The sequence below is a fragment of the Clostridium saccharoperbutylacetonicum N1-4(HMT) genome (assembly GCF_000340885.1).
Classification (GTDB): domain Bacteria; phylum Bacillota; class Clostridia; order Clostridiales; family Clostridiaceae; genus Clostridium; species Clostridium saccharoperbutylacetonicum.
This window is the reverse complement of record NC_020291.1, coordinates 4380441-4396089: the sequence shown is the minus strand read 5'-3', so window position 1 is coordinate 4396089 and position 15649 is coordinate 4380441. Positions and strand designations below refer to the sequence as shown.

General features: G+C 28.1%; 18 protein-coding genes, 1 tRNA gene, 1 rRNA gene and 2 pseudogenes. All 22 read left to right on the top strand.

Going from position 1 to position 15649, the window contains the following annotated elements; translation table 11 throughout:
- Window positions 1-64: 64 nt before the first annotated feature.
- The 22 genes and pseudogenes from CSPA_RS19720 to CSPA_RS19610 all read left to right on the top strand — a co-directional run bounded on the left by CSPA_RS19720 (window position 65) and on the right by CSPA_RS19610 (window position 15455).
- A complete protein-coding gene (locus CSPA_RS19720) occupies window positions 65-691 on the top strand; it encodes a type 1 glutamine amidotransferase family protein (protein WP_015394126.1) in 627 nt (208 codons plus the stop codon).
- A 361-nt stretch (window positions 692-1052) separates the two neighbouring features.
- A pseudogene (locus CSPA_RS19715) lies at window positions 1053-2252 on the top strand (IS110 family RNA-guided transposase).
- 178 nt (window positions 2253-2430) lie between these two features.
- Window positions 2431-3609, top strand: a complete 1179-nt coding sequence (locus CSPA_RS19705; protein ID WP_015394125.1) for an HNH endonuclease domain-containing protein — start codon at window positions 2431-2433, stop codon at window positions 3607-3609.
- 76 nt (window positions 3610-3685) lie between these two features.
- Window positions 3686-3871: a hypothetical protein gene (locus tag CSPA_RS19700; RefSeq protein WP_015394124.1), complete on the top strand. Its 186-nt coding sequence runs from the start codon at window positions 3686-3688 to the stop codon at window positions 3869-3871.
- Between the two features lie 24 nt (window positions 3872-3895).
- Complete coding sequence (locus CSPA_RS19695; RefSeq protein ID WP_015394123.1) at window positions 3896-4816, top strand: DUF5655 domain-containing protein; 921 nt, start codon at window positions 3896-3898, stop codon at window positions 4814-4816.
- A gap of 150 nt (window positions 4817-4966) precedes the next feature.
- Window positions 4967-5944, top strand: coding sequence for a ParA family protein (locus tag CSPA_RS19690; protein WP_015394122.1), 978 nt, complete (start codon window positions 4967-4969; stop codon window positions 5942-5944).
- Window positions 5937-6797 (top strand): SIR2 family protein, encoded by an 861-nt coding sequence (locus tag CSPA_RS19685; protein ID WP_015394121.1) that lies wholly within the window; start codon window positions 5937-5939, stop codon window positions 6795-6797. Before CSPA_RS19690 ends, CSPA_RS19685 begins: the two co-directional genes overlap by 8 nt.
- A gap of 63 nt (window positions 6798-6860) precedes the next feature.
- Entirely contained in the window at window positions 6861-7169 is a 309-nt protein-coding gene (locus CSPA_RS19680; RefSeq protein ID WP_015394120.1) for a hypothetical protein, read from the top strand.
- Between the two features lie 98 nt (window positions 7170-7267).
- Window positions 7268-7984, top strand: coding sequence for a TRM11 family SAM-dependent methyltransferase (locus CSPA_RS19675; RefSeq protein ID WP_015394119.1), 717 nt, complete (start codon window positions 7268-7270; stop codon window positions 7982-7984).
- 41 nt (window positions 7985-8025) lie between these two features.
- Window positions 8026-8805, top strand: coding sequence for a DNA-methyltransferase (locus CSPA_RS19670; RefSeq protein ID WP_015394118.1), 780 nt, complete (start codon window positions 8026-8028; stop codon window positions 8803-8805).
- Window positions 8792-9709: a DNA adenine methylase gene (locus CSPA_RS19665; RefSeq protein WP_015394117.1), complete on the top strand. Its 918-nt coding sequence runs from the start codon at window positions 8792-8794 to the stop codon at window positions 9707-9709. The genes CSPA_RS19670 and CSPA_RS19665 overlap by 14 nt, the downstream gene beginning before the upstream one ends.
- Window positions 9710-10031: 322 nt before the next feature.
- Complete coding sequence (locus tag CSPA_RS19660; RefSeq protein ID WP_015394116.1) at window positions 10032-10883, top strand: type II restriction endonuclease; 852 nt, start codon at window positions 10032-10034, stop codon at window positions 10881-10883.
- A 136-nt stretch (window positions 10884-11019) separates the two neighbouring features.
- Window positions 11020-11136 (top strand): 5S ribosomal RNA (gene rrf, locus CSPA_RS19655).
- Between the two features lie 5 nt (window positions 11137-11141).
- A tRNA-Phe gene (locus CSPA_RS19650) sits at window positions 11142-11217 on the top strand.
- A 133-nt stretch (window positions 11218-11350) separates the two neighbouring features.
- A complete protein-coding gene (locus CSPA_RS19645) occupies window positions 11351-12043 on the top strand; it encodes a hypothetical protein (RefSeq protein ID WP_015394115.1) in 693 nt (230 codons plus the stop codon).
- A 32-nt stretch (window positions 12044-12075) separates the two neighbouring features.
- Window positions 12076-12687, top strand: a complete 612-nt coding sequence (locus tag CSPA_RS19640; RefSeq protein ID WP_015394114.1) for a hypothetical protein — start codon at window positions 12076-12078, stop codon at window positions 12685-12687.
- A complete protein-coding gene (locus tag CSPA_RS19635; protein ID WP_015394113.1) occupies window positions 12687-12890 on the top strand; it encodes a hypothetical protein in 204 nt (67 codons plus the stop codon). Before CSPA_RS19640 ends, CSPA_RS19635 begins: the two co-directional genes overlap by 1 nt.
- Window positions 12891-13031: 141 nt before the next feature.
- Window positions 13032-13517: pseudogene (locus CSPA_RS19630) on the top strand (nuclease domain-containing protein); the annotation flags it as partial.
- A gap of 48 nt (window positions 13518-13565) precedes the next feature.
- Entirely contained in the window at window positions 13566-13790 is a 225-nt protein-coding gene (locus CSPA_RS19625) for a hypothetical protein (protein ID WP_015394111.1), read from the top strand.
- 77 nt (window positions 13791-13867) lie between these two features.
- Entirely contained in the window at window positions 13868-14047 is a 180-nt protein-coding gene (locus CSPA_RS19620; RefSeq protein WP_017810453.1) for a hypothetical protein, read from the top strand.
- A gap of 50 nt (window positions 14048-14097) precedes the next feature.
- A complete protein-coding gene (locus CSPA_RS19615) occupies window positions 14098-14655 on the top strand; it encodes a hypothetical protein (RefSeq protein ID WP_158399838.1) in 558 nt (185 codons plus the stop codon).
- 143 nt (window positions 14656-14798) lie between these two features.
- Entirely contained in the window at window positions 14799-15455 is a 657-nt protein-coding gene (locus CSPA_RS19610) for a leucine-rich repeat domain-containing protein (protein WP_015394109.1), read from the top strand.
- Window positions 15456-15649: the final 194 nt, after the last annotated feature.

The following is a 15649-nucleotide window of genomic DNA, read 5'->3' as shown; positions in this document are numbered from 1 at the left end:
AGATGGAGTTTGATACCATCTTGTAATAAATAGCAACAATGAAATGAATTTGGAGGAATAGAAAATGAAGAATACAGTATATATTTATGTATTTGATACAATAGCAGACTGGGAAATAGGTTATTTAAGCGCTGAAATCAATTCGGGAAGGTACTTTAAAAAGGGAGCAAAGCCGCTAAAAGTAGTCACTGTAGGAATTACCAAGACCCCTATTATTACAATGGGAGGTCTTAAAATATTGCCAGAAATTGAACTTAAGGAGTGTAGTATTAAAGATGCTGCTGCTTTGATTCTACCTGGAGGGAATACATGGACAGAAGCATTCCATGCTCCAATTATAGAAATGGCTGAAAAATATTTAGAGAAAGGTATTGTTGTAGGGGCAATTTGTGGCGCTACAATAGGACTTGCTATGGGGGGAGTATTGGATAAACGAGATCATACAAGCAATGACCTGGGGTATCTTAAAATGGTCTGTCCTAGTTATGATGGAGAAATGTATTATAAGCAGGAATGTGTAGTTACTGATGGAAGTTTGGTTACTGCTTCTGGAATAGCTCCTCTTGAATTTGCTTTGCATATATTGAAAATTCTAGATGTATTCTCACCGCAGACCCTAGATGCCTGGTACAATCTTTATAAAACCCAAGAGTCAAAATATTTCTTTGAGTTGATGAACTCAATTCAATAAAATGGTTTGAAGTGGGTAAGATATCGACTTTTCACCTTAAAGTTGTAAAGTAAATAATTGGATTAAAATGAGAGTTTATGTAGAGTAAACTCTTATTTGGTACTGTATAAGTGTAAGTGTAAACCATAAATAAAGGGTTATACATTTGCACTTATTTTTATTTATAATTAAGGGAGTAATTGGTCTGGCGGAGCTCTTTTTGGATTTCTACATCCGTCACAAAAACTGTCAGCCATCCCTTATTATAGAGATTCGATTAAGCAGGTTGAAACCTTATGGCTTTCGTGTAACTAACCAAAATGAATTGTAATAAGTGCAGATGGAATACAATTGCAATAAATCAAGTTGGAGGAAACAAATGATGATTAGCGTTGGAATAGACATATCAAAAGGAAAAAGTACAATATGTATATTAAAACCATATGGTGAGATTATTAGTATGCCATATGAATTAACTCATACAGAAACGGAATTATCTGCATTGGTTAAGTGTATCTTGAATTTTAATGAAGAAACTAGAGTTGTCATGGAAGCGACCGGTGCATACCATCTTCCGGTACTTAGTTATCTTAAAGAACATGGCATATTTGTATCTGTGATTAATCCTCTAGTTATGAAAAAGTATGCTGCTATGGCGCTTAGAAAAGGTAAAACTGACAAAATTGATTCTATTAAGATAGCAAGCTATGGAATTGATAATTGGTTTCGCATGGTTGATTATCATGCATCGGATGAATTGTATTCAGAGTTAAGAATATTAGGTAGACAATATTCTCATTACATACGTATGCGGGTAGAGAGTAAAATTGTGCTTAGTAATATGTTAGATCGAACAATGCCAGATATTAAGAGTTTATTAAAAAATAGATCAAGTAAACCTGATAAGGATAAATTAAGTTCTTTTGTAGAAGAATACTGGCATTATGATAACATTACTAGCAAAAGTGAAAAACAGTTTATAAGGAGCTATTTAAAATGGGCAAAAAATAATGGATACCATCAAAATGAGTCAAAAGCAAAAAAAATATATGCTTTAGCTCAAGAAGGTATCCCCACTTTATCTTCCATTACACCATCGACCAAAATGTTAGTATTGGAAGCAGTTCGAGTTCTCCGAGAAGTGGATAAAACTCTATGTTTAATTTTATCACAAATGCAAGAACTAGCAAGTAGTTTAGAAGAATATAAAATTGTTAGAGAAATGCCCGGAGTTGGAGATACACTAGCTCCACGTTTAATTGCTGAAATTGGAGATATAAGACGTTTCCATAGTAAAAAAGCATTAATTGCTTATGCAGGCATTGACTCTCCACCTTATGAATCGGGATAGTTTGTTGGAAACAAACGTCGAATATCCAAAAGAGGTTCCTCATTATTGCGAAAGACCGGATATGAGATTATGAAATGTATAAAGAGCAATAAGCCTCAAAATGATGCAATATATTTATATATGATAAAAAAAGAAGCAGAGGGAAAAGCCAAAAAAGTAGCTAAAATTGCTGCATTTAATAAATTTCTAAGAATTTACTATGCTAGATTAAAAGAAATATATATGACCTGATTCTTAGGAATTTAGAAGTTCTTTGAGCGAAGCAGGATATCTGGTTGGCTTGTTTGCGATGCCCCTAAAAATAAATATAAATATTTATTTTTAAAAACCTACTAAAAAAGTGTTGATTTTTCTTAACAGGTTTTTGTGTTAAAATGTAGGTAGATTGTATTAAAATGGGTGAGGTTGAATGGATAAAATATATACACCACAAGAAACAATAATATTACCAAAGGAAATATGTCAGGTACCATATAGCAGTGAAGTCAATTATTCTGCTTTTGCAGGAGTATTTAATGACACATCTGCTAGTTATAAAATGTATTGGTTATTAGCAATATTAAAGGAAGTAGCTTCTAATAAAAAGGAAGTAGATTGTGATAAAAAAGAAATTGAGTTTAGAACATTAATAAGCAGGATGGTGGTTAAATCTTGGTATCCTATTTTAAAATGTAAGCTTAGTTTTGGATTATGTGATAGTTTAGCAAAGGTAGTTAATTATATTTCTGATACATATAATTTTGGAAGTAACTATAATGACGATAAGCTTTTTAAATTTATATATGAGTCAGAAGATAACAAATTAAATAAAATGTTAAAGGATTTAACTTATAATGTACCATATAGATTTCTAGCACCTTTTTTCAAAGGGAAGCTTAAAGGCAGAAAAGTTGAAAAGCAAATTGAAGAATTATCAAGACAAGATAATGAGTGTGTTTATGAGATATACCAAAATGAGAAAAATGAAAATTGCATTAGAATAAGAGATAACTGGTTCAATTATTTAAAATATAACAGAAAAATTATTGAAGGCTGGGCATACTATGAACTTACATGTTTTCTACAAAAGAGAAATCCCAATGTTCCAGGAATAGCAATGAAATTGGAAGCACCAAAAGAAAGAAAACTAGGAGAACAGAGAAAAATATGGAAGACTATTATAGATCAAAAACATATAAAGGATTTATATACTGGCTTGGATTTCTCAGAGAATAATTATGATGAGTATGGTGAGTTAAGTATAGATCATTTTATTCCTTGGAGTTTTGTGCTTCATGATCAAATGTGGAATTTAATACCTACATTTAAGAATATTAACAGCAAGAAAAGTGATAATTTACTTCATTATGATACTTATATTGATAGGTTTTGTGAAATGCAGTATGAAGCATTTTGTTTCGTAGTTGATGAAGATAGGAAAAATCAGCTTGATGAATATGGACAAGTGTTAAAGGTTGATAATCTTAAGAAGTTTAGGCATGAAAATAGGGAAGAGGAATTTGTTAAGAGAATGAAACAGGAGATTGGACCGGTTTATGGGGTGGCGGTTAATCAAGGGTTTGGAATTGTAGAAAATTTAATTTTTTAGGTGGCTAACAGTGAGAGATATAATTCTAGATGATTTATTACTAAGCTTTGGATAAGAAGATTGTATAAGGTTAGGTATGGACGAATATGGGAAATGTAGTGATTTGTTTAAAGTTGAAATTATATTAGAAGATACTGAGGGAAATGAATATAGTACAACTCAAGAAGGTGTTATTATTAGAGCAGAGGGAGATATTTTACATAAAGTAAGGAGAATGAGAGGCTTTAATAAATTTGCTTTTAAGAGTTTGTTTAAAAAATAATATCAATAAGTTAGGAGAATACATATGTTCTTATACAATATAAGTGGAGAAAAGCTAGAAGAAATAAAAGAAATACCGTTTAAAAAGGAAATAGAATTACATAAGTTATGCGAAGGTAATTTAGAAAATATATTTGGTTTAAAGTTTGTTAAAAGAGAATTCTCATTTAATAACTTTAGATTGGATACTTTAGCTTTTGATGAAAGCAGCAAGGCTTTTGTAATAATTGAATATAAAAATACTAGCAGTTTTAGTGTTATAGATCAAGGATATGCTTATTTGTCACTATTATTAAATAATAAGGCGGAGTTTATACTTGAATATAATGAAAATTGCAAAACATCGCTAAAGAGAGATGATGTTGATTGGTCACAATCAAGGGTAATATTTGTATCACCATCATTTAATAATTATCAGAAGGAATCTATTAATTTTAAAGATTTACCTTTTGAGTTATGTGAAGTAAAGAAGTTTTCTAATAATACAGTGTATTTTAATTCTATAAAGCCATCAAAATCATCAGAATCTATTAAAACAATAACAACATCAAATAATCAGGCTAAAACAGTTAATGATGAAGTTATTGTATATACAGAAGAAGATCATTATAAGAATTCTTCAGAAGAAATTATTGATTTATATTCTAGAATCAAAGAATTTATAATTTCATTAAATGATAACATAAGTATAAAAGTTAAGAAAATGGAAATAGGTTTTTTGTGCAATAATAAAATTATGATAGATATTCTTTTGCAAAGAAAAGGGTTGAAAATTTGGTTAAATACTAAAATGGGTACTATAGATGATTCTAAAAATATTGCTAAAGATATGTCTAAAACTGGACATTGGGGTAATGGAGATTACGAAATTCAAATAGTTAATGATGATGAATTGGAGTATATTTTTAGTTTGATAAAGCAGTTATATAGAATAAAAATGATTTGAATATAATGCAAGTGTGTACATTTATGTCAAATAATGATATAATTTACCAATGTATAAATAATAATATGAAAGAATGGGGGGAGTATTATTAAAGTTATAACGTTTTTTAATAATAAAGGAGGAGTTGGTAAAACAACTACTATTGTCAATTTGGCAAGTTATCTAAGCACTCATAAAGAAAAAAAAGTATTATTAATGGATCTAGATCCACAATCAAATTCAACTCAAGTAATTATTCCAGAAGACAAGTGGGATTTATACTATGGAGAAAATTCTAGTAGATCAACGATATATGATTTTTTTGATGGCATGGATAATGGAGAGCCAAACTTGTCTAATTTAGAAGTTTCATTTCTAGCTAAAGATAGTAAATTTAAGGTGGATTTAATTCCAGGACACCCCAATTTATCAGTAATAGATGATCTAATGAGTAGTTGTTGGGATGATACTATTGGTCAAAAAAAAGGTGGATTAAGAAAATTAAATTGGCTTAACCAAATTAAGGAAAAATTTAAAAACTATGATTATATATTAATTGATGTTGGTCCTTCGCTAGGGGCATTAAATAGAAGTATATTATTAAATTCAGATTATTTTTTTACTCCGATGGCATCAGATATTTTCAGTTTATTAGGTGTAAAAAATATTGCTTCATGGATGAATAGGTGGATGAAATTATATGAATATGCGCTAAATACATTTGAATTAACAGATAGTACGTTCAATTTAAATGAATATAAAGACAAATATTTAGTAAATATAAATGTAAAAGAGACAACTAGATTTATAGGCTACTCAATTCAACAATATTCTAAGCGGAAATATAAAAGTGGTATTAAGACAACGCAAGCGTATGAAAATGTTATTTCAGAAATACGATTTGCAATAACTTCGCATTTAAATATTTTTAGAAAAAATGGATTGAATGATGAAGATATAAAAATCGGTGATATTCCTTATGTATATAGTGTAGTTCCATTATCTCAGACTTCAAATGTTCCTATATTTGATTTAACATATAAGGATGGCGTAAGAGGAAATCAAATTAGCAGTGTTAATGAATATAAGGAATTTATGGAGCACATTGCTACTAGATTTATAAAGAATGTTGGTGAAACTAATGAGTAAAATAGTTTGGCCTGAAAATTTAATTGAAGAACTTGCTTATAGAAGGTGTATAATATTTTTAGGTTCTGGTATTTCAGCAACAGCTAAAAATGCAGATGGAAATTCACCAGATACATGGGGAACTTTTATTAAAAACATTAAGTCGTTAATGAAGAAGCCAACAGCAGATGATTTGCAGTATATAGATGGTATGATAGCACAAGAAAATTATTTATTAGCGCTACAAGCAATTAGTGATTTAACTGAAGCAGGAACGTATAATAAATACTTGAAAGATACATATTCTAGAGCAGGATATATTCCATCTGAAGTACATAAGTCAATTAAAGATATTGACAGCAAAATTGTAATAAGCACTAACTTTGATAAGATATATGATAATTTGTGCAGAGAATATGGGTATGTAACTTATGACTATCAAAAATCAAAATCGATAATAGCTAATATTAAATCACCGGAATCACTTATTATTAAAGCACATGGGACTATTGATGATACTGAAGAAATAATATTTACAGCAAAACAATATTATGAAGCACAATCAAAATTTCCAGAGTTTTATTCATTATTGCATGCATTATTTTTGACACATACAGTTATATTTTTAGGATACAGTCTTAGTGATCCAGATATAAATTTAATATTACAAAATATAAGTAATACTTCAAGTTCTGCATGTCCTCATTATATAGTGCTAAAGGAAGGTATTTCAAAACATAAATTAAATCACTGGAAAGAAACGTATAATATTGAGGCTCTTGAATATGGTCCAAGCTATGATGCTCTGGAAGAAAATATAGTTTTTCTAAGAGATTCAGTAGTAGAGTTTAGGGAAGAACGACAAATACCTTAGTTTATTTCAAATAATTTTATAAGATATAGGAAGAAAACTCATGGAAAGAAGGGGATTATAAAAATGATAATGAAAACTCCTATTAATTTTGATTCAATTATACATATTAGATATGAAGATGGTAGTATTGAAGATTCGTTTTCATTTCCAGGAATACAAGGTTTAAAAAAATGTACATTTAATAAGATGAATGGTTATGATTCAAATAATAATCGAGTTACTAATTTAGTTGGATATGATGGACGAGAACTAATAAAAAGGTGTCCATGTTGTATGTGCGATAAACATGTAACGGAATTTGGTTATAATGGAAGAATAACTAATAGAAAAAGAGATCAAAGTCAATGTACTAAATGCAGAGGTTCTTATTAGCAATATATTCAAGTTTTTTTATATTACTTATTAAGATATTTGTATTTATAGTATATTTATAGGTAATATTGTCCATAATTTCATGTGAGGTGAAAGATATGGATAACTTTAGCCAAGAGTTAACATCTATTTGGAGTTTCAGAGATAGAGGTGATTGGAATAATCATAAAGGTGATTATCCAGGAAATTGTAGTCCAAGAGTTATTAGAAATTTATTGTTGAAGTATACAAAAGAAAATGACACTGTATTAGATCAATTTCTTGGCAGTGGTACGACAGCTATAGAAGTACTACTACTTAACAGAAAAATTATTGGAATTGACATTAATAAAAAAGCTTTAGATATTAGTAATTGTAGAATAAAAGATTTAAATGGTAATAAAATATTAAAAGTTGGAAATGCAGAAAAACTTGAAATTAGTAATGAGACTGTAAATTTCATTTGTACTCACCCACCATATTTAGATATAATAAAGTACAGCAAAGATATAGAAGGTGATTTATCACTTTTAAATAAGGTGGATTTTTATACTGCGATAAAAAATGTTGCAAATGAATGTTACAGAGTACTTAAATTTAAATCAAAATGTGCAATTATAATTGGAGATGTAAGAAAGAAAGGCTATATTGAGCCTTTAGGCTTTAATGTTATGAATATTTTTCTTAGTACAGGTTTTTTATTAAAGGAAATAATAATTAAAGAACAGCATAATTGCAAAAGTACTGATAAATGGAAGGAAATTGCTAAGCAAAAAAATTTTTTATTAATACAGCACGAATATATTTTTGTTTTTGAAAAGAACTATTTTAAATAGTTCTTTTTTCATGTACAATAATGTGAGAAAGGACGAAAATAATGAAGTATTATTATAATGATGAAAATATTAAATTAATATATGGAGATACAACAAAAATATTAAAAAAGCTTCAAGAAAAATCAGTAGATATGATATTTTCAGATCCACCGTATTTTTTAAGTAATGATGGAATAACATGTTCAAATGGTAAGATGGTTTCAGTAAATAAAGGGGAATGGGATAAATCAAAGGGCTTTAAGAATGATGTTCATTTTCACAAAAAATGGATTAAGGCTTGTGATAGAGTATTGAAAGAGGATGGGTCTATTTGGATATCTGGGACATATCATTGCATACATCAAATAGCATATATTTTATTATCTATGGGATACTATATAATAAATGAGGTTACTTGGTATAAAACTAATGCAGCACCGAATTTAGGGTGTAGATGTTTAACCGCAAGCCATGAAACTTTAATTTGGGCAAAAAAATCAAAAAAGGAAAAGCACACATTTAATTATGAAATAGCTAAGCAATTAAATGCTGGAAAGCAAATGAGAAGTGTATGGGAAATAAGTACAACACCTAAAAGTGAAAAAATGTTTGGGAAGCATCCTACTCAAAAGCCATTAAAATTATTAGAAAGAATAATTAAGATTTCTACAAATGAGGAAGATGTAATATTAGATCCTTTTTGTGGTAGTTCATCAACTGGTGTAGGTGCAGTTAGTAATAATAGAAAGTATATTGGAATTGATATTTCAGAAGAATACTTGGAACTTTCTAAAAAAAGACTAATATATATAGCTAAGGAGAAAAATAATGGAACAAATTAAGGCAAAGCCATTTTTAAAATGGGCAGGAGGAAAATCAAAATTAATACCTGAATTAGAAAACAGATATCCTGAGGAATTATTAAATGGTAAGATAAGTATATATGTAGAACCTTTTATTGGAGGAGGAGCAGTATATTTTGATATTGCGTCAAAATTTAGCTTTGATAAAATTATCATTAATGATATAAATAGTGAATTAATATTAACATATAAAGTTATTAAAAATAGTGTAGATGAAATAATTAATTATTTAAATAAATATCAAGAAGAATATAATAACTTGAGCACTTTAGATGAAAAAGAAGAATACTATTATAAAATTAGAAATGAGTTCAATAAGGGAAAAGGGAATGTTAACTATCAAGAAATAGGCACTATGGAAATTGAACATGCGGCTTATATGATTTTTTTAAATAAAAGTTGCTTTAACGGACTATATAGGGAAAATAAGAAAGGTGGATTTAATGTTCCATTTGGGAAAAAAGAAAAAATAAATACATATGAAGAAGAAAATCTACGAGCTGTGAACAACTTATTGCAAAAAACAATAATCTTAAATGGTGATTTTGAAAAAGTCGAAGAATTTATAGATAATAAGACATTTATTTATATGGATCCGCCGTATCGACCATTAAAAGGTAAAGGTAGTTTTAAAGATTATTCTAAAGAAGAATTTAATGACGATACTCAGATAAGGTTAGCAGAATTTTATAAAAAAATATCACATAGCGGTGCTAAAGTTATGGAGAGTAATTCAGATCCTAAAAATTCAGATGAAGATGATTTATTTTTTGATGAATTATATAAGGAATTTAGAATTGATAGAATAAATGCTGCAAGGAATATTAATAGTAAAGGAAATGGAAGAGGGAAAATATCAGAAATATTAGTAACTAGTTATTAATATAATTTAGATTTATAGACAACTATCGTTGTAAATATGAGAATTTTATTTGCGATAGTTGTTTTTGTTTAATGATATAGCATTTCATAAAAATAGTATAAATGTTATAATATACTTAATATCTATAAGGACAAGCATTAATAATAGCTATAAATTTGTGAGGAGATTATGTATGGCAGAAAATTACATTACAACATTTTTGGGGAATTAAGGCAGTAGAAATTAGTACGAATGAGTGTTGTTAATAAATTAGATTCAGAAGACCAGGAATTTGTAAATTTTAAGATTATTTTGCTATAGAACGAAAAAGGAGAAAAAGATAATGAAAAGAAATTTTGATAAATGGTTAGAGACTTTTAGAAGCAGTATCGCAGATTATGAATATTATGTGAATTTTAAAAAGGTATTTCAAAATGTAGATAATATCAAGGTTGAGTTGAACATTTTAAATTCATTGATTGGCTCTTCTGATATAGAAAATGATTTCGAGAATTTAATGGAACGATATCCAGAAACTTTGAAATGTATACCAATTTTATTAGCTGTAAGAAATAATGAAATTTTAGCTATGGATGAAGATGGTTCATTTGTATATGATTTTAGAAAGAAAAATCAAACAATAGAACAATATAAAATTTTTATGAAAAAAACAGGACTCTTTGATTTATTGGCTAATCATGGTATTACAAATCTTATTGACTATGTAGTAGGGGTTGAAACAGGACTTGATTCAAATGGAAGAAAGAACCGTGGAGGACATCTCATGGAAGATTTGGTCGAAGGTTATATACAAAAGGAAGGTATAACTGATTATTATAAAGAAATGTATTTAAGTGATGTAGAAAAGAAATGGGACATAGATTTGTCGCAACTTTCTAATGATGGAAAAACTGCTAAACGTTTTGACTTTGTAGTTAAAACTCCTAGTATGATTTATGGTATTGAAACTAATTTTTATGCTAGTTCAGGTTCAAAATTAAATGAAACTGCTAGAAGTTATAAGATGTTAGCAGAAGAATCGAAAGAAATACAAGGTTTTACTTTTGTTTGGCTTACTGATGGGCTTGGATGGCAATCTGCTAAAAGAAATTTAGAAGAAACATTTGACGTTTTAGATACTATTTATAATATTAAAGACCTTGAGATTGGTATAATGAGAGAAGTTTTTAAATAAAAATCAATGTGATGTATTTTTAATTTAAGAGTTCATGTTATTGAAAAATTATAATGAGAAATGTAAAAAAGAAAATATGTCTAAAATAAAAAAATATTGACATATTTTCTGTCTTAGGATATACTATTATTTGTGATCTGGTGACGATGGCGTAGAGGTAACACTCCTATCCATTCCGAACAGGACAGTTAAGGTCTACAGCGCTAATGGTACTGCACGGGAGACTGTGTGGAAGAGGAAGACGTTGCCAGATAATATGGCTCGATAGCTCAGTCGGTAGAGCAGAGGACTGAAAATCCTCGTGTCACTGGTTCGATTCCAGTTCGAGCCACCATTTATGATAAAATAAGCACTAACTTTTGTTAGTGCTTATTTTATCATAAATAGATGTAAGTAAATTACTAATCATAAAGTTGTTTAATAAAATGCTAATTTATTAAAAGTTAAAGAGAAGGATGTGCAATGTATTGAAATATGAAGAATTAAGAACGGAATTAATAAGGATTTTTAATAATAATAATTTTATAGAAATGTATAAAAACAGGAAACAAAGAAAATTGAAATTTAATAATGAATATAATTATAATATTCAAATAATCTATCCAGGTTATAAAACAAAGGTTGAAGGACAAACAGTAAAAGCCTATGATTTTAGAGTTGATTATGAAAATATTGCAATATCTCATGCTAATATAGTAGTCGATTTATATAATAAAGTGGTACAAGCTCCATTTTTAAAAAAAGAACTTTTATCATTTATTAATGAATTGGGTAAAACAGGTATGGAAATAGAACTGGATAAGTATGAAAAAATACATACATATAATTTTATTTCACCAAGCAATAATTTATTACTACATATAAATGATGTTCATCGCAGTTTAAATAAGAAATATTTAATTGAAGGAAATAGAAAAAATTATTCAATTTCTGAACTCTCAATTTTAATACCATTGATAGTATTACAAGAAGATATAAATTATCCAATGCCCAAATATCAAGGTAGGAAGATGAGTTTTTACAGATATATTGAGAGTATATCATGTGATAATGTGGCACAATTATATGAAGTAATAAGAAGGACTCTTTCACATACAAGACCAATTTTATTTGAGGGAATAGATTATAAAGATATAGTTGAATTATCTAACTATGTATAATAGACAAAATATATATTGAGGTAGAAAATAAAATGAAGTATGAGAAATTATATAAGATTATAGAACAACTGCCATTTGATGAAAAAGTTCAAATATGTGAAGACCAAAATACAAGTATTTATGTAATAAGACCTTCTAAGCTAAGTAAAAGATTCAAAGATTACGATGTAAATAAAAATTTTCAAATTTATATAAAAGAAGGAAAACGGGAGTTTAAACCTAATCATCTAAGAGTAATGATAGATTTAAATTTAAGAGTACGTTCAAGAAAAGATCTTAAATTAGAGTTATTAAAAGTATTCGATGGAATATTTTATGGAGAAAATCCTGAAAAAGTTATAAAGACTATTGAAAATGAGAAGTTTGATCACTATTTAAATTCAATTAAGATTACGGCAACTTTATCTCAATTATTTCTTATTGAGCAAGAATATTCATATAATAAAGAAAGTAAATTTGAACCAAAAACCTTATTTTATCAAGGCTGGATTAGAGAATTTATTGATAGTCCAAAGGAAATAGATAATTTATGTATGAGCGTATGTAGCTTTAGACCTCCTACAGCGAAGTATACTAACAAGGAAAATAAAAAAAGTAAAAAATATGATGATTCTTTGACAGAACTTTGGTATATAGAAGAATAATGAATTTATTAAATGAAAATGGAAATGTAGTTACATATTTAATATTTCCTAAATCTTTAGGTCTAGAGGCGTCTTTAAAAAATTTAACTATACAAAATAATTTATATATTATTGGTACAGTTAACATTGATGATACTACGTTTTCTTTTAGTAGAAAAGTACTTGATCGGCTAATACTATTGAATTTTCAAATGTTAACTTAGAGGTTTTTACATTTGAAGAAGATGATAAACTTTTTAAACTTGAAGCAGCATTGATATTTTGCGCACAAGATTCTTTAACATAAAAGATGCTTTAAAAGTGGACAAGGAGCTTGTAGAAAATATTAATCTCTTCCAACTACAAATCAAAGACCAGATACAGTTTTATGCATAAGAAATATATCTGATAAAAATGATGAAAGAATGTACAGTTTTGATGCAAAGTATAGGATATCAATAGATTCTGAAGGATAAGCTGGCCCTATGGAAGAAGATATTAATGTAATGCATAGATATAGAGATTCGATAGTTGGTGAATTAAATCATGAAATGCAGTTTAAATATAAAACCTTTGGAGCATATGTGATGTTTCCATATAGTGATGAAAAGAAATTTATCAATCATAAATTTTATAGAAGCATAGAAAAAGTGAATATTGGTGCTTTTCCAATGCTTCCAGGGAGCACAACATTAATAACAGAACATTTAACAAAAATAATTAATTCAACAAAACTAGAAGCCAAAAGTCAGCGTGTTCTTATGGATGAATATGATGACTACAGCAAATTTAAATTAGAAAACGTAATGGTTGCAAATGTGAAGGATAATATGCATTTAAATATCTATTAAGAAAATAATTTCTACCATATTCCAGAAAGATCTTTAAGCAATATTAGAATGAATATTGAATATGTAGCCTTTTATCAGTCACAAAAAGTTTTTAGGGAAGATTCAGGAATAAGATATTATGGAAAAATAAAAGAAATAAAAAGATATAAGAGAAGTGAATGCAAAGAAATTCCATGCGAAAAAGGTTCAGAAGAAGAAAAATACTTAAGAATAGATTTTGAATGGATAAAAGAAATCCCTAAAATTGAACCTATACAATATGGACACAAATAGTAACTTACACAACTTTATATCTTCTACTAAATGCTCAAAATCTCCATGAGCTAAAATATAAAAGTAATTTAGAGGTTTTGGTATATAAAAAGATCAAGAAGATAGCTGATGAAAATGGAGTAAGAATTAAAAAGATTAGTGATAATTATGTTGTTGGCAGTCATGTTGTAGAAATTATTGATGGGAGAGTTATTAGAGTTAATGGGAAGATTGTTAGATTTAATGAATTGAAAAGGCAATGTTTTAAGAAATTGTGATTTAGTAATGTTATTTGTGAATTCATTAAAGAATAATAATAAAATTTTAATTGGTGTTAGTATATTATAGTTCAGACACCTGTGAATTAGGTGTTATATATGTTGCGCTGGCACAATCTCAAAACTCATTTGGTAGTGATGGTGGAATAGTGTGGTATGGCAAGATTAAGGATATTCATTTGGTGAAAAGAAATGAGATAATTGAGCTGCCAAAGGACAGTGATAGTTTATATTATAGACTGGAAATTGATAAATGGTGCAGACTTGAAAGAAAAATAGAAATAGCTAAGTACCAAGTTAGAAGCTTTATATATACAACTTTTTATCTTCTTAATAATGCTAGAAGTGTAACTGAATTATGTATTAAAAGTAAAGAAGAATTTAGGCTTTTTCTTGAACTTAGAAGATTTCATAATAAATCTTCAATTGAAGTTGATAGAGAGATTGAGGTTCAAAGTGAGATTAATGCGTTTAATTTTGATGGTATTAATATAGTTGTTAATGATGAAGGTATAATGAGTATTGTTGATAAAACGGTTATAGAGGTTTCTAAAGATGATTTTATAAAGAAGCCTATAAAAAGTATTAAAGAACTTCTTAGAAAATAGAAATAAAGTGACCTGGCATACTATGAAGAAAATGTAGTTAGATTAAATGCCTATTTTATTATTATGTCGAATATTATTGGTAATTATGTTAAAATATAATAAAATATTAATTTAAAATGAAGGGGTAAAAAGTGGGGGAGAATATGAAAAAGTCAAAATTGACAAAAGTAATAGCTAGTGTATTAGTAGTAGCTTCAGTATTATTATTAAATCCAATAGGTGCAAGTGCAGAATGGAAACAAGATTATAATGGCTGGTGGTATTCAGAAGGCGATTCATGGGCCAAAGGTTGGAGATATATTTCTGGAAACTGGTATTATTTCGGTACTTTTGGATATATGGAAAAGAATCAAGATGTAGATGGCTGGTATTTAGATAATAATGGAGTTGGGATAAAATGTATTAAAGCTGGGGAGTTTGATATTCTTAAGTCAACTAGCGGAATTGTAAAATTTAATAGAAATGTCCCTTGGGGTCCAGGAGAAACTGGTATTCCATTAGTTATACCAGGAAAAATAGGAGATATTGAGATAAAAAGCATAGGAAATAGAGGATTTTATGATTGTGGGTTTTTAACAGATGTAACAATTCCAGATAGTGTAACGAGTATTGGAGATAGTGCATTTGGAAGGTGTGTTAGTTTAAAAAGGATAATAATTCCAGATAGTGTGGAAAGTATAGGACGTGATGCATTTTACGCTTGTGATGAGGCTGTGTTTTATGTTAATAGTGAAAAAACAAAACAATATTTAATCAAGTATGGCATATCCCCAAGTAAAATTATATTAAATACTAAATGATGTTCATTAAATAGGTATATAAAAAACTACGTTATTTACGTAGTTTTTTTGATTGTGCCTAACATGGACTATTTTTGAATCTCTAGAATTTCATTAAAATCAACATGCTATTTTTTAAAGTATATATTATTTAAAATCATTTTTATTACTGTTTTTATTACTATTCTTTTTTTGAGCAGTTTTACTCTTACCCA

Excerpts from the sequence above, each read along its gene's own strand:
- CSPA_RS19720 (WP_015394126.1), top strand. The coding sequence starts at position 65 with ATGAAGAATACAGTATATATTTATGTATTTGATACAATAGCAGACTGG.
- CSPA_RS19705 (WP_015394125.1), top strand. The coding sequence starts at position 2,431 with ATGGATAAAATATATACACCACAAGAAACAATAATATTACCAAAGGAA.
- CSPA_RS19700 (WP_015394124.1), top strand. The coding sequence starts at position 3,686 with ATGGACGAATATGGGAAATGTAGTGATTTGTTTAAAGTTGAAATTATA.
- CSPA_RS19695 (WP_015394123.1), top strand. The coding sequence starts at position 3,896 with ATGTTCTTATACAATATAAGTGGAGAAAAGCTAGAAGAAATAAAAGAA.
- CSPA_RS19685 (WP_015394121.1), top strand. The coding sequence starts at position 5,937 with ATGAGTAAAATAGTTTGGCCTGAAAATTTAATTGAAGAACTTGCTTAT.
- CSPA_RS19680 (WP_015394120.1), top strand. The coding sequence starts at position 6,861 with ATGATAATGAAAACTCCTATTAATTTTGATTCAATTATACATATTAGA.
- CSPA_RS19675 (WP_015394119.1), top strand. The coding sequence starts at position 7,268 with ATGGATAACTTTAGCCAAGAGTTAACATCTATTTGGAGTTTCAGAGAT.
- CSPA_RS19670 (WP_015394118.1), top strand. The coding sequence starts at position 8,026 with ATGAAGTATTATTATAATGATGAAAATATTAAATTAATATATGGAGAT.
- CSPA_RS19665 (WP_015394117.1), top strand. The coding sequence starts at position 8,792 with ATGGAACAAATTAAGGCAAAGCCATTTTTAAAATGGGCAGGAGGAAAA.
- CSPA_RS19660 (WP_015394116.1), top strand. The coding sequence starts at position 10,032 with ATGAAAAGAAATTTTGATAAATGGTTAGAGACTTTTAGAAGCAGTATC.
- CSPA_RS19640 (WP_015394114.1), top strand. The coding sequence starts at position 12,076 with ATGAAGTATGAGAAATTATATAAGATTATAGAACAACTGCCATTTGAT.
- CSPA_RS19635 (WP_015394113.1), top strand. The coding sequence starts at position 12,687 with ATGAATTTATTAAATGAAAATGGAAATGTAGTTACATATTTAATATTT.
- CSPA_RS19625 (WP_015394111.1), top strand. The coding sequence starts at position 13,566 with ATGAATATTGAATATGTAGCCTTTTATCAGTCACAAAAAGTTTTTAGG.
- CSPA_RS19610 (WP_015394109.1), top strand. The coding sequence starts at position 14,799 with ATGAAAAAGTCAAAATTGACAAAAGTAATAGCTAGTGTATTAGTAGTA.